The 14,360-nt window shown below is 30.6% G+C and carries 16 protein-coding genes and 2 pseudogenes; 9 read left to right on the forward strand and 9 right to left on the reverse strand.

Annotation, left to right across the window (positions count from 1 at the left end; genetic code table 11):
• Positions 1-2: 2 nt before the first annotated feature.
• The 5 genes from tnpA to HMPREF3125_RS01340 all read right to left on the reverse strand — a co-directional run bounded on the left by tnpA (position 3) and on the right by HMPREF3125_RS01340 (position 2,311).
• Positions 3-419 (reverse strand): IS200/IS605 family transposase, encoded by a 417-nt coding sequence (tnpA, locus tag HMPREF3125_RS01325; protein ID WP_070451434.1) that lies wholly within the window; start codon positions 417-419, stop codon positions 3-5.
• A 256-nt stretch (positions 420-675) separates the two neighbouring features.
• The gene (locus HMPREF3125_RS12600; protein WP_141738036.1) at positions 676-765 is read right to left on the reverse strand and encodes an alcohol dehydrogenase; all 90 of its coding nucleotides are present in this window, start codon (positions 763-765) and stop codon (positions 676-678) included.
• Positions 766-778: 13 nt separating this feature from the next.
• Entirely contained in the window at positions 779-1,663 is an 885-nt protein-coding gene (locus HMPREF3125_RS01330; protein ID WP_029056258.1) for a permease, read from the reverse strand.
• A gap of 87 nt (positions 1,664-1,750) precedes the next feature.
• A complete protein-coding gene (locus tag HMPREF3125_RS01335) occupies positions 1,751-2,071 on the reverse strand; it encodes an ArsR/SmtB family transcription factor (RefSeq protein ID WP_070451436.1) in 321 nt (106 codons plus the stop codon).
• 45 nt (positions 2,072-2,116) lie between these two features.
• Positions 2,117-2,311 (reverse strand): hypothetical protein, encoded by a 195-nt coding sequence (locus tag HMPREF3125_RS01340; protein ID WP_029056259.1) that lies wholly within the window; start codon positions 2,309-2,311, stop codon positions 2,117-2,119.
• Positions 2,312-2,592: 281 nt separating this feature from the next.
• On the opposite strand from HMPREF3125_RS01340, the gene arsD reads away from it, so the two are divergent.
• Genes arsD through arsC form a run of 6 tightly spaced genes read left to right on the forward strand, consistent with a single transcriptional unit; the run spans position 2,593 to position 8,329 of the window.
• Positions 2,593-2,940 (forward strand): arsenite efflux transporter metallochaperone ArsD, encoded by a 348-nt coding sequence (gene arsD / locus HMPREF3125_RS01345; RefSeq protein WP_070451438.1) that lies wholly within the window; start codon positions 2,593-2,595, stop codon positions 2,938-2,940.
• Positions 2,927-4,648: an arsenical pump-driving ATPase gene (gene arsA / locus HMPREF3125_RS01350; RefSeq protein ID WP_176745267.1), complete on the forward strand. Its 1,722-nt coding sequence runs from the start codon at positions 2,927-2,929 to the stop codon at positions 4,646-4,648. The genes arsD and arsA overlap by 14 nt, the downstream gene beginning before the upstream one ends.
• Positions 4,648-6,312, forward strand: coding sequence for an FAD-dependent oxidoreductase (locus HMPREF3125_RS01355; protein ID WP_070451442.1), 1,665 nt, complete (start codon positions 4,648-4,650; stop codon positions 6,310-6,312). The genes arsA and HMPREF3125_RS01355 overlap by 1 nt, the downstream gene beginning before the upstream one ends.
• On the forward strand, positions 6,309-6,623 hold the full coding sequence (locus HMPREF3125_RS01360) for an ArsR/SmtB family transcription factor (protein WP_002441914.1): 315 nt from the start codon (positions 6,309-6,311) through the stop codon (positions 6,621-6,623). Before HMPREF3125_RS01355 ends, HMPREF3125_RS01360 begins: the two co-directional genes overlap by 4 nt.
• The gene (arsB, locus tag HMPREF3125_RS01365) at positions 6,623-7,915 is read left to right on the forward strand and encodes an arsenite efflux transporter membrane subunit ArsB (RefSeq protein ID WP_011274440.1); all 1,293 of its coding nucleotides are present in this window, start codon (positions 6,623-6,625) and stop codon (positions 7,913-7,915) included. The genes HMPREF3125_RS01360 and arsB overlap by 1 nt, the downstream gene beginning before the upstream one ends.
• Before the next feature lie 18 nt (positions 7,916-7,933).
• Positions 7,934-8,329: an arsenate reductase (thioredoxin) gene (gene arsC / locus HMPREF3125_RS01370; protein ID WP_050969632.1), complete on the forward strand. Its 396-nt coding sequence runs from the start codon at positions 7,934-7,936 to the stop codon at positions 8,327-8,329.
• Between the two features lie 61 nt (positions 8,330-8,390).
• On the opposite strand, the gene HMPREF3125_RS01375 is transcribed toward arsC, so the two are convergent.
• Positions 8,391-9,149: a sulfite exporter TauE/SafE family protein gene (locus HMPREF3125_RS01375; protein ID WP_002473148.1), complete on the reverse strand. Its 759-nt coding sequence runs from the start codon at positions 9,147-9,149 to the stop codon at positions 8,391-8,393.
• The gene (gene cstR / locus HMPREF3125_RS01380) at positions 9,146-9,406 is read right to left on the reverse strand and encodes a persulfide-sensing transcriptional repressor CstR (RefSeq protein WP_070451444.1); all 261 of its coding nucleotides are present in this window, start codon (positions 9,404-9,406) and stop codon (positions 9,146-9,148) included. The genes HMPREF3125_RS01375 and cstR overlap by 4 nt, the downstream gene beginning before the upstream one ends.
• A 138-nt stretch (positions 9,407-9,544) precedes the next feature.
• Between cstR and HMPREF3125_RS01385 the strand changes: the two genes are divergently transcribed.
• Together HMPREF3125_RS01385 and cstB are read left to right on the forward strand one after the other, a co-directional pair.
• Positions 9,545-10,612, forward strand: coding sequence for a DsrE/DsrF/DrsH-like family protein (locus tag HMPREF3125_RS01385; protein WP_070451446.1), 1,068 nt, complete (start codon positions 9,545-9,547; stop codon positions 10,610-10,612).
• An 18-nt stretch (positions 10,613-10,630) separates the two neighbouring features.
• Entirely contained in the window at positions 10,631-11,959 is a 1,329-nt protein-coding gene (cstB, locus tag HMPREF3125_RS01390; RefSeq protein WP_070451448.1) for a persulfide dioxygenase-sulfurtransferase CstB, read from the forward strand.
• Positions 11,960-12,171: 212 nt separating this feature from the next.
• On the opposite strand, the pseudogene HMPREF3125_RS12605 reads toward cstB, so the two are convergent.
• Together HMPREF3125_RS12605 and HMPREF3125_RS01395 are read right to left on the reverse strand one after the other, a co-directional pair.
• Positions 12,172-12,552, reverse strand: a pseudogene (locus HMPREF3125_RS12605) (HAD hydrolase family protein); the annotation flags it as partial.
• A 217-nt stretch (positions 12,553-12,769) separates the two neighbouring features.
• Positions 12,770-13,786 (reverse strand): hemolysin family protein, encoded by a 1,017-nt coding sequence (locus HMPREF3125_RS01395; protein WP_050969634.1) that lies wholly within the window; start codon positions 13,784-13,786, stop codon positions 12,770-12,772.
• 173 nt (positions 13,787-13,959) lie between these two features.
• Here HMPREF3125_RS01395 and HMPREF3125_RS12930 point away from each other — a divergent pair.
• Positions 13,960-14,202, forward strand: a pseudogene (locus HMPREF3125_RS12930) (recombinase family protein); the annotation flags it as partial.
• Positions 14,203-14,360 lie beyond the last annotated feature (158 nt).

The following is a 14,360-nucleotide window of genomic DNA, read 5'->3' on the forward strand; positions in this document are numbered from 1 at the left end:
ATCTAAATACATCGTCTTGAGGGATACCATTGATTACGAATGTAATTTTCAATGACTTTTTTATTTCTACCTACTGTATCTACATAAAAACCTTTACACCAAAACTTTCTATTTCCATATCTATATTTTAAATTAGCGTGTCTATCAAAAATCATTAAACTACTTTTACCTTTTAGATATCCAACAAATGAAGACACTCCTATTTTGGGTGGAATACTAACTAACATATGAATATGATCTTTACATGCTTCTGCTTCAATAATTTCTACACCTTTTCTTTCACATAATTGGCGTAGAATAATTCGAATATCTTTCTTTATCTTCCCATATATTACTTGTCTTCTATATTTTGGAGCGAAGACTATGTGATACTTACAATTCCATTTTGTATGTGCTAAACTGTTTGTGTCGGATGACATTAAAAAGCATCTCCTCGTGTTGATTATTTTGGTTGGCTGACCAATATTTATTCTAGCACGTAGAGTTGCTTTTTTTGTGACAACGGTAGAACCTTTTCTGAACCATACGCATAGCGTATGGTTTTCTTTTTACAACGAAAGAACGACAAATTCCATACTATTACATTGGAATTTGTCGTTCATTTATTAGAAGCATATATTTTACAGACTTCTAAATTAATTGTTACAACAACAATTATTATCCTGTTGCTTTTTTTCATTTTTCTCTTTTTTTTTCTTCAATTTCTACTGAACAACAAGATTGTTCCTGAGGTTTTAATTTTTTTAATACGTCTTTGACTCCCATTATCTCACCTCCTTTAAATAACGATGTTCACCATCAAACCTGTAGAAATAGCTACAACTAAAATGGCGATAACGAATGAGATTACAAATTTTTTCTTGAATAGTTTCGATAATAATATAACTTCTGGAATACTTGCACCAGCACCACCAATGATCAAAGCAACAACTGTCCCAAGCGACATTCCTTTTGAAGCTAATGCTTCAGCTATAGGTAACATTGTTTCAGGTCTAATATACATAGGAATACCTATAATAGAAGCAATAAATACGGATATAATGCCACCTTCACTCGCATATTTAGTAATAAATGTTTCGGGTACAAATCCATATATGAACGCTCCAATAAATACACCAATAAATAGGTAAGGAAGCATTGGATATAAAAATGCCCACGCATCATTTAATGCTTGTTTAAAACGAGATCCATGTTTATTAGCAAAAAATCCATCTCCTTTAACGTTTACACCTTTGTAAGTTTTAACTAAATTCATTTTTGAAAATACTAGACCCGTTAAAATACTAAAAATCGCTAGTACAACAAAGTAAATAACAGCAACTTTCCAACCTAATAAGGCCCATAACATAAATATCATTAATGGATTCATTAATGGTGAAGATATTAAGAAACTCATTGCTGGACCAAAAGGTACTTTAGAATTTAATAGACCTGCAAGTATTGGAATTGTAGAACAAGAACAAAAGGGTGTCATCGCACCAAACACCATCCCCAATATATAACTAATTGCTTGATTAGGCTTGCTCAAAAATCTTTTGATTTTTTCTTCCGAAACTACTTGTTGAATTAAACTTACAATAAAGCTCACGATGATGAATAGTATTAATAATTCAAAAAACAACATCACAAATGTTTTTATAAATTCCATAATTGAATCTAACATGAGTATAATGCCTCCAAATTTAATTAATCAATATTTCTTGATGTATTAATCAAAAAAAATTGATTAATACTATATTAAAAAAGATACTTAAAGTATCTTACAACAAGTATCTTCATTTAAAACAACCTGTATTTGCTGCTCATTAATTTTATAATAATTCCATGTGCCATGCTTTTCAGCAATAAGAATATTTGCATCTACTAATTTTTTTAAATGATAAGAAAGTTTAGATTGTTTTATATCTAATAACTCTTCTAAATCACATACACATAATGATTTATTGAAGCTTTGGCTAATTTGATTTAGTATTTTTAATCTGATTTTATCAGCTAGCGCATTAAACATATTTTCATAAAAGTCAAATTGTTGATCTTCACTCATATCAGTCTTTGCTTTAATAACTTCCATAAAAGACCATCCTTTTTATAATATTTCATTGAGTTTATATTATCTTTATTTCAATTCTTGAATTGCTTGTTTATAGTTATTTTTTGTTGATTCGCCATACTGATTAATGTTCCCTTTAAAGAACTCCTTCTCCATATACATTGTAGCTTCTTTTAAATTGATTTCTCTTGATAGCATAACAAGATTTAAATAACTTACAAAATAACCAACAGTTAAAGTACTTGCATGGTTTACTCGCAATCAAGCACGCCTCCTTATTGTCAACGTAGTTTTATATCATTTAATACATCAATTTTTTTTGATATATTAAATATAAATCAATATCTATATTATCGCAAGAAGAAAACCTATAATTTTACATAAACTTAGGTATTGCTCACAGAAATATTAAAATAATTTTTTTATAAAATGTATTATTAAGAATTAAATTTAGTAAAATTTTTAAAACTCAAGCAAAACATAGACATCCATCTATATAGATGTTAGTCTATAATCGTAAATTAATTAATGAGGTGAGTATAATGTTAAATATTGAAATATACGAAGAAGCTATGTGCTGTTCTACTGGCCTATGTGGTCCAGAACCGGATGAAACACTAATAAAAGCGAACCAAATCAATGAATATTTAAAGCAAAATCAAATAGAAGTTCAACGTTATAATATGAATAACAATCCGAATGAATTCATTAAAAATCAAGAAGTTATTCGTTTAATTCAAGAAAAAGGTGATGAAGTTTTACCCATCACTTTTATAGAAGGCAATATAACTAAAACGGGCGCTTATATTACCCAAGAAGAAGCCGATGAAATTATTACAGTTAATCAAATGAGAAATGGAGGATGCTGTGGTGGAAATGGATGCTGTTAAATACTTAAATAAATTGAATTTAGATAACATTGAGTTAACAAAATATTTGTTTTTTACTGGTAAAGGTGGCGTAGGCAAAACAACGATATCAAGTTTTATTGCTTTAAACTTAGCAGAGAATGGAAAGAAAGTAGCTTTAGTAAGTACTGATCCAGCTAGTAATTTACAAGATGTATTTCAAATGGAATTATCTAATAAATTAACTAAATATCAACCTATACCTAATCTCTCTATAGCCAATTTCGACCCGATTGTTGCTGCAGACGATTATAAAGCACAATCTATAGAACCTTATGAGGGTATTCTACCAGAAGATGTGCTTGCTGAAATGAAAGAACAGTTAAGTGGTTCATGTACAGTTGAAGTAGCAGCATTTAATGAATTTACAAATTTTTTATCCGATAAAACTTTAGAACAAGAATTTGATTTCATTATATTTGATACAGCTCCCACAGGTCACACTTTGAGAATGCTTGAATTACCTTCTGCATGGACAGATTATTTAAATACAACGAGTAATGACGCTTCTTGCTTAGGTCAATTATCAGGTTTAAATGAAAATAGAGTTAAATATAATTCAGCACTTGAAAAACTACGTAACCAAGATGATACGACCATGATGTTAGTTGCGAGACCTACTCACTCTTCTATATATGAAATTCAAAGAGCGCAACAAGAATTACAACAACTGTCAATTTCTAAATTCAAAGTAATCATTAACAACTATATAGAAGAAAGTCACGGTTTAATTTCGAGTCAGATGAAATCGGAACAAGATAAAAACATTAATCATTTTACTGAATGGTTAAATAACAATCATGCTTATTACGTTCCATATAACAAGCAGAAAGAAGAAGGTATAGAAAATTTAACTAATCTATTAAATGATGATAACTTAATTGAAAATGATGACTTTATTGTTGAAGATCATCCGCAATTCAATAAATTAATCGATGAAATTGAAAATAGTAAAGTTCAATATTTATTTACAATGGGAAAAGGTGGCGTTGGTAAAACGACAGTAGCAACGCAATTAGCTACAGCATTATCTAATAAAGGATATCGTGTTCTTTTAGCAACTACTGACCCTACTAAAGAAATTAATGTTGAAACTACAAGTAATTTAAATACTGCTTATATTGATGAAGAACAAGCATTAGAAAAGTATAAAAAAGAAGTACTAGCCACAGTGAATGATGATACACCACAAGACGATATTGATTATATTATGGAAGATTTAAAATCACCTTGTACAGAAGAAATAGCATTTTTCAAAGCCTTTAGTGACATTATGGAGAATCAAGACGACATGGATTACGTCATTGTAGACACAGCTCCTACAGGCCATACCTTGCTGTTACTTGATTCTAGTGAAAATCATCATAGAGAATTAAAGAAAAAATCAACTCAAACTACCAGTAATGTTGAAACATTATTACCTAAAATTCAAAATAAAAATTTAACACAGATGATAATCGTAACACTAGCAGAAAAAACACCTTATTTAGAATCTAAACGTTTAGTAGAAGATTTAAATAGAGCTAATATAGGCCATAATTGGTGGGTTGTTAATCAATCGTTAGTTACGCTAAATCAACGTGATGACCTTTTTAGTAACAAAAAAGAAGATGAATCATTTTGGATAAACAAGATTAAAAATGAAAGTTTTGACAATTATTTTGTCATACCTTATGGGGGGTTATCATAATTAAAAAAATTGTAATCATCGGTTCAGTTGCTGCCGGTACAAGTGTCGCGGCTAAAGCAAGAAGAAATAGTGAAGATGTGGAAATTATCGTTTTTGATAAAGATAGTGATATTTCGTATTCAGTATGTGGTATCCCCTACTATATAGGCGGTAATGTATCTGATATTGATGAACTCACGCCAAGAAATGCTAAATGGTTTAAAGAGCGCTTTAATATAGATATTTATACAAAATATGAAGTGAATCAGATAAATGATACTGATCAAACAATAACTGTTACCAATTTAGTAAATGATGAAAAGATGATTCAAGAATATGACGAATTAGTATTAGCAACAGGCTCATCGCCTAAGGAACTTCCTCAATTAAATAGCGAAGAATATAACAATGTATTTAAAGTTAAGAATATTAATGATGCGAAAGCAATTTATAATTATATTGAGGACAATGATGTTCAGAATATAACAATCATTGGTGGTGGATTTATTGGTCTAGAAATGTTAGAACAATTATCTAATTACAATACTTCAATTATTCAACGTAGTACTTTTATGCCTCATTTAGACTACGATATCAGTTTTATGATTCAAGAATATATTGAAGATAAAGCTAACGTATATACCAATAATGAAATAGATATTATTGATTATGATGAAAATCATACAATAAATAGAGTGAGCTTAAAAACTGGCGAATTAATTGATACAGATTTAATCATTATTGGAATTGGTGTCATACCAAATACTAAATTAGCTAAAGAAATTGGTATTAATATTGGAAAATCTGGAGCAATACAAACCAATAAGTATTTTGAAACAAATATTCCTCACATATATGCAATTGGTGATGTAGCAGAAAGTTATAATTTAATTACTGGTGACCCTATATATAGACCGTTAGGTTCTACAGCAAATAAAATGGGACGTATTTTAGGAGATCGATTAACTGGTGGAGATCTAGAACATAAAGGCATTTTAGGAACAGGCATTGTTCGTATATTTGATATGACAATTGCCCAAACAGGCTTAACTGAAAAAGAAGCTATTGATTTAGATATTGATATTGACGTATTACACAATGTGAAACCGAATCGTCCAGAATATATGCAAGGTCAAGAAATGGTAATTAAAGCTATATTTGATAAAAACAATTCTAAATTACTGGGTGCCCAAATTATTGGGTATGAAGGTGTAGATAAAAGAATAGATGTACTAGCTACTGCTATAACGTTTGGTGCCCATGCAGAAGATTTATTTCATTTAGATTTAGCATATGCGCCTCCTTTTTCTACAACTAAAGATCCTGTTATTTATACAGGGATGATTGGACACAATATTACTCGAGGACGCAAAATTATAACGCCTGAAGAAGTCATGAAACAAAATAATAACTTATTGATTTTAGATGTACGTTCTCCAAAGCAATTTGAAGTTAATCATGTTGATGGAGCGATTAACGTCCCATTGAAAATATTGAGAAGTTATGCAAAAACAGTAGATAAAAATCAAAAGATAGTGACTTACTGTAATAAAGGTACTACTGGGAATGCTGCACAAAACGTACTTATTAATTTAGGTTTTAAACAAGTGTTTAATTTGTCAGGTGGTAATAAAAATTATCAACGTTATAAAAGGTTTCAAGTAGAAAGGAAGAAGAAAAATTGAATTATAAAGAAATTTCACAATACTTAAAAGTGATTGCTGATAGTAGCCGTCTTGAAATATTAGACTTGTTATCTTGCGGTGAATTATGCGCTTGTGATTTATTAGAGCATTTTTCTTTTTCTCAACCCACATTAAGTCATCATATGAAAGTATTAAAAGACAATAATTTAATTACATCCAGAAAAGATGGTAATAAAATTTTATACAAATTGAATCATGACGTATTGGATAACGTTACATCACGACTCACTCTATTGAGTTCCAGTACTGTCCCATGTATATGTGAAACAGTAGAGAAAGGTGAGTGTTAATGATGACGATATTAGCAATCACAATATTTGTATTAACGTTAATTTTTGTTATATGGCAACCTAAAGGTCTAGATATTGGTATTACTGCATTAATTGGTGCTGTAGTTGCTATAATCACTGGCGTTGTAAGCTTTTCAGACGTACTAGAAGTTACTGGAATTGTTTGGAATGCGACTTTAACTTTTGTTGCAGTTATTCTTATTTCACTCATATTAGATGAAATTGGATTCTTTGAATGGTCTGCCATACATATGGTAAGAGCATCAAAGGGTAATGGCTTGAAAATGTTTATCTTTATCATGCTCTTAGGTTCAGTTGTAGCAGCCTTCTTCGCAAATGATGGTGCGGCTTTAATACTGACGCCTATTGTTTTAGCAATGGTACGTAGTTTAGGATTTGATAAAAAAGCGATATTCCCATTTATTATTGCTAGTGGTTTTATTGCAGATACTACGTCTCTTCCATTAATTGTTAGTAATTTAGTTAATATTGTTTCTGCTGATTACTTTGATATTGGATTTGTTGAGTACTTCAGTAAAATGATTATACCTAATATATTCTCTTTAATCGCAAGTATTCTTGTCTTATGGCTTTATTTTAGAAAGTCTATCCCAAGAAAATTTGATGCAGTAAATATTAGAGAACCAAAAGAAGCGATTAAGGACAAAAAGCTTTTTAATATCTCGTGGATTGTACTCACTGTATTGCTAGTTGGTTATTTAATAAGTGAGTTTATAAATATTCCAGTATCAATTATTGCTGGTATCATTGCTTTAATATTTGTATTATTAGCACGTAAGTCTAAGGCTGTGCATACGAAACAAGTAATTAAAGGTGCGCCATGGAATATTGTTTTATTCTCTATTGGTATGTATCTTGTGGTATTTGGTCTAAAAAATGTGGGCATCACAACGCTTCTTGGTGATGTACTAACAAATATTTCAAATTACGGCTTATTTAGTAGTATCATGGGCATGGGCTTTATAGCTGCATTCCTTTCATCCATTATGAACAACATGCCAACTGTTTTAATAGATGCAATAGCGATTGGTCAATCTCAAACAACAAGCATACTCAAGGAAGGCATGATTTATGCGAATGTTATCGGATCTGATTTAGGACCTAAAATAACACCAATTGGTTCGTTAGCAACACTTCTCTGGTTACATGTGCTTACTCAAAAAGGTGTTAAAATTTCTTGGGGACAATACTTTAAAATCGGTATTATTATAACGATTCCGGTATTATTTATCACACTGTTAGGGTTATATCTAACACTTATTATTTTCTAAAAAAAGAGGAAACTATTTATGGATAAAAAAACAATTTATTTTATATGTACAGGTAATTCATGCCGTAGCCAAATGGCTGAAGGCTGGGGTAAAAAAATCTTAGGAGATGAATGGCAAGTATATTCTGGCGGTATTGAGGCTCACGGTGTAAATCCAAAAGCAATAGAAGCTATGAAAGAAGTTGGAATTGATATATCAAATCATGCTTCTAATTTAATTGACAAAAATATACTAAACCAATCTGATTTAGTAGTAACTCTATGTAGCGATGCTGATCAAAACTGTCCTGTATTGTCGCCTAATGTAAAGAAGGAACATTGGGGATTTGACGATCCTGCTGGCAAACCTTGGTCAGAATTCCAACGTGTTAGAGATGAAATCAAAGCAGCCATTGACTCATTTAAGGCTAGATAAATTTTAAGCGTCTCAATATCATTGAGACGCTTTTTAATAGACTTTTTATTATAAAATAACTTCAAAATATCAACTTAATAATTGCAACGACGATTAAAATACATATTATCGTTTTTTGAATATAGTCAGGTATTTTCTGACCCATTTTCATACCTAGAGGCGTAAATAGTATACTACCTAAAATTAACGGTATTGCACTATTGATAGGAATATACCCCTGTAATAATTTAATCATAAATGCTCCAATAGAAGAAATGAATGCAATTACAATACTATTTGTAACCACCATGTTCATTGGTAATTTAAATATAACAAGTAGTACTGGAATAATAATAAATGCGCCACCAGCTCCTACAATACCAGATACCAAACCGATGATACCACCTATTGTAATTAAAAGTAGACGATTAAACTTAATATGACTAGTAGATGGTGTAACTTTTATAAACATTAGAATAAGAGCTAGTAATGCAATAATAATATAAACCGTATTAACAAACTGAACATTTATTAAATTCGCTAAGATTGCACCTAGCATACTACCTATTACCATTCCACTTCCCATATTAAGTATAAGCGTTCTAGAAAAATTTTTATTTTTATATGCGTTTAAAGATCCACTCAATGTACTAAAAAAAACCTGACTTGAAGTTAATCCTGAAGCAATATAAGCACTATAAGTAGGTAAACCAAATAATGGTGGTAATAATAAGAGAGCTGGGTAAATAACAATGGCTCCCCCTATACCGACTAATCCAGAAATAAATCCTCCTAAGATACCAATAACTAACATTACTATAATTGTTGTTATACTTATCATTTACTTTTTATCAATAATTCAACTGCTTCATTAATTAGTGCCTGAGAATCTTCACTATTTTCTTCAGACATTTTGACGCATTCTACTAAGTTTTCACTAATGATAACACCCATTAACCGTTGAATAGAACTTTTAGAGGCACTTAATTGACTAATGACGTCTTTACAATTTTTTTCTTCCTCCATCATTTTAATGACTCCATTAAGCTGTCCTTGTATGCGATGAATACGATTAATCATCTTTTTATTATATTCCAATATATTTCACTCCACATTCATTTTTAATAATTACATCATATTGATTAAATTTTAGTTTGTCAAATACCCCCATAGGTATTTGACAAACTATCTAATTTGTTATAATATACCCCTATAGGTATTTAAAAGGAGGTAATTATGTCACAATATAAAACGAAACACATTAATGATTTCACTAAAAAAGAATTACAAGAATTGGGTTCTAAGGGTCAATTAATTGACGTTCGACAGCCTGAAGAATTTGAATTAGGACACATTAAAAATGCTTTATTACATTCAGTTGAAAATATAGAGACTTTTAAACAAAGCAAAAATAAAACTTACTATATCTATTGTAAAAGTGGTAATAGAAGTAGAAAAGCCAGTCAATTTCTTGCACAACGTGGATACGATGTGGTGAATTTAGACGGAGGTTATACCGCATACGAACAACAACATCATAATGATAATTTATCTAAAGTAAAAGAAGATAGAGAAATTAAAGATAATCGTAAGATGTTCAATTATAGTAATCTACAATGTCCAGGACCTATTGTTAATATTAGTAAAGAAATCAAAAACATCGCTATTGGTGATCAAATAGAAGTTGTTGTGACTGATCACGGATTTTTAAATGATATTAAAAGTTGGGTCAAACAAACTGGACATACACTTGTTAGACTCAATGATTCTGGTAATGAAATTCGCGCTATTATTCAAAAAGAAGAAAATAAAAATATAGAAGTGACACACACGAAAAGTGGAACAACGATTGTTTTATTTAGCGGCGAGCTAGATAAAGCAGTTGCAGCAATGATTATTGCTAATGGTGCTAAAGCCGCAGGGAAAGATGTAACCATTTTTTGCACATTTTGGGGCTTAAATGCACTTAAAAAAATTCAAAGTCAACGTATTAAGAAAAAAGGTATTGCAAAACTTTTTGACTTCATGCTTTCAAATTCACCAATTAACATGCCTATTTCTAAAATGAATATGTTTGGTTTAGGCAATCTAATGATGCGTTATGTCATGAAAAAGAAAAATGTCGATACTTTACCTTCTCTTATTGATCAAGCAGTTGAGCAAGGTGTTAAACTTATCGCTTGTACAATGAGTATGGATGTGATGGGCATTACAAAAGAAGAACTACGCGATGATGTAGAATACGGTGGCGTAGGTGCATATATTGGATATACAGAACAAGCTAATCACAATTTATTTATATAATTAGAAAGGAATGATATTATGTTTTTTAAACAATTTTATGATAAACATTTATCCCAAGCATCTTATTTCATCGGTTGTCAAAAAACTGGAAAAGCCATGATTATTGATCCTATTCGTGACTTATCTTCATATATTCGAGTTGCTGATGAAGAAGGTTTAACCATTACTCATGCAGCTGAAACACATATACATGCAGATTTTGCTTCAGGAATTAGAGATGTTGCTATAAAGTTAAATGCTAATATCTATGTATCAGGTGAAAGTGATGACACATTAGGTTATAAAAATATGCCTAACCACACTCATTTTGTTCAACATAATGACGATATTTATGTAGGAAATATAAAATTAAAAGTGCTTCATACACCTGGTCACACGCCAGAAAGTATAAGTTTTTTACTTACTGACGAAGGTGCTGGAGCACAAGTTCCAATGGGACTATTCAGTGGTGATTTTATTTTTGTAGGAGATATCGGTAGACCTGATTTACTAGAAAAAGCGGTTAAAGTAGAAGGATCATCTGAAATAGGCGCTAAACAAATGTTTAAATCGATTAAAAGTATTAAAGACTTGCCAGACTACATTCAAATTTGGCCTGGCCATGGCGCTGGTAGTCCTTGTGGTAAATCTTTAGGTGCTATTCCAACATCTACGCTTGGCTATGAAAAACAAACGAACTGGGCTTTTTTTGAAAATAACGAAGCTACCTTTATCGATAAACTCATTTCTGACCAACCTGCACCACCACATCATTTTGCACAAATGAAAAAAATTAATCAATTCGGTATGAATTTATATCAACCTTATAAGGTTTATCCAACTACAAGTACAAACAGATTAACTTTTGATCTCCGCAGTAAGGAGGCTTATCATGGTGGACATATTGAAGGTACAATCAATATTCCATATGATAAAAATTTCATCAATCAAATTGGCTGGTATCTAAACTATGATCAAGAAATTAACTTGATTGGAGACTATCACCTTATTTCAAAAGCAACACATACCTTACAACTCATTGGATACGATGATGTTGCTGGATATCAATTACCTCAATCTAAGATTCAAACACGTTCCATTCATAGTGAAGACATTACAGGTAACGAATCACATATATTAGATGTACGTAATGATAATGAATGGAATAATGGCCACTTATCTCAAGCGGTTCATGTACCACACAGCAAACTTTTAGAAACAGATTTACCTTTCAATAAAAACGATGTTATTTATGTACACTGTCAGTCTGGCATTAGAAGTTCGATAGCTATTGGTATTTTAGAACATAAAGGTTATCACAACATTATTAATGTAAATGAAGGTTACAAAGATATACACCTTTCTTAATATTTATACTAATGAAGAAGGACTATAAGTAGTTAGATATAGCTTATAGTCCCTTTTTATATTATTGGATACATATCTATTTAAAAATCATTTATGTATCCTCGCTTTATATCATTTAATAAATATTTTACATAGTGCATACCTTTTTTGTTTATTGATGTGTTCAAAAAACATAACAGCAATTCTTATAAACCTCATATGTTCTGATACGTTCAAAATTCCTTTATGATGCGGTTTATCGTATAAAAGTTAATTAACATATTGTTGCATTCACTATGATTATCGTCATTTATAAGTAATATATTCAATGTTTCTATTACGCCATCTCTATCATTATTAATTGAAATTAAATTTGCTTTACTTTTAAGTTCTGGATAAGCGTTGTCCATAGCAACTTTGTATCGTGCATGCTCAAATAAAGGAACATCATTTAAACCATCACTTAATACAATCGTTTGTTCACTACTTATATTTAATAAATTTTGTAAAAAACGAATCGTTTTTCCTTTATCAACGTCTTTAGCTACTGCTTCGATAGCAGCTTGAATATGTTTACGTAAATATTCAATACGATAGTCATCATGAATATGTCCATAACAATGAATCGTCTAGTCTTAAATGATTCGTTTAATCAATGATACTTGTTCGCCAACTACAGTAAAACGATTACTAATTTTCAATCTTCTCATTTCATGTAATCGTTATAGTTACAAATTGAGTCGGATGTCAAAGTTTAAAGTCGGTAAATAAAAAATGCCCTATCATTCAAACTTTCAAATCTCAATGATAGGGGCAGTATAAACAGTTGTATTAATTATATTCATCTTCAATATCGCCAACGATTTCTTCAAGAATATTTTCTAAAGTAATGATACCTTTGAAATCAGCATTATCATAAACTGCAGCAATATGAACTTTTTTCTTTTTCATTATTTCCAAAATGTGCTTCAATGGCGTATTCAGTTTAACGTTGATAATTGGATTAACAAATGTCACTAACTTAGATGGCTGATCCACATTAAATAATGATTTGGAATGGATAAAACCAACAATTTGATCATCTTTAATAGCTGGATATCTTGTAAATGCATCTACTTTAATTTGTTGAATCGCATCATCAAAACGCGTATTTAAATTGAGTGTTTTGACATGTTCTTGATCGATCATAATATCTTTTGCGACTAAATTATCGAATTTAAATGCTTGGTTAATATGGTGTAACTCACTGTCATTAATTTCGCCACCTTCATGGCTATCTTGAATTAATTGTTTCAATTCTTCTTCAGAGTGGAATACCTCACTCTCTTTAGCTGGTTTCATGTTGAACATTTTCAAGATTAATCGTGCTGCACCATTTAATAGCCAAATAAATGGATACATTATTTTATAGAAAAAGATGATTGGCTTCGCAAAGAGTAATGTAATATACTCAGCTTTTTGAATCGCAATGGTCTTAGGCGCCATCTCACCTACAACTACATGTAAAAATGTCGCGATAACAAACGCACCACCAATAGTAAATGGATGTATCCATGCTTCAGGAATACCTATACTACTGAATAGTGGGTTTAGAATAAATTCAAATGTGGATTCCCCTACCATACCAATACCTAAAGCGGTAATGGTAATACCTAATTGACAGGCAGCTAAGTATTCGTCAAGATGATCGACAACTTTTTTAGCAGCGATTGCTTTCTTCTCTCCTGCATTAAACAATTGTGCAATTCTTGTTTCTCTGACTTTCACGATAGCAAACTCTGTCGCTACGAAAAATGCCGTTAGGACTAATAATAATATAAAAGTAATCAGACTAAATAGGGTCCCCAAATATGTTCCTCCAAAATAAAAAATATAGACTTACTATTATATGAATTGTATCAACGTTTTTTATATAATCAAAATATTTAAATTTTAAATACTAATATAAATAGTGCTATCTACTAGAACAAGATAAACAAGCTGAATTCCCACATTATAATACTGATATGACTGCTAATGTGTTACAGACAATGTTCAAAGATATTGAAGAATTAGAGAAATAGCAATTGAAATCACTGTATCTAACGATTATCAATCGTATTGATATAAGGATAGATGAATATCATAAAAATTAATTTTACATCATCCTCAAATTGGATAACGCTTTTAATAAACAACTATTTAATAACCATCCACTCGACGAAGTGCTCCTCAGCACTTCGCCTTTATTTTTGCCGCAAACTATATATATAACTATTGAATAAACAATGACTATTCTGTTATTCTTTCATTTATTTTATCTAACCAATTTTAGAATTCTCTTTATCAATTTCAATAACACTTATCTAATGAAACAGCCATTGTCGTAATTATTTTCATAACTACACGAAGCTTATATTGAAATTGCTAAAGAACATCCCAC

The organism is Staphylococcus sp. HMSC13A10 (assembly GCF_001808005.1).
GTDB classification, from domain to species: Bacteria; Bacillota; Bacilli; order Staphylococcales; family Staphylococcaceae; genus Staphylococcus; species Staphylococcus pasteuri.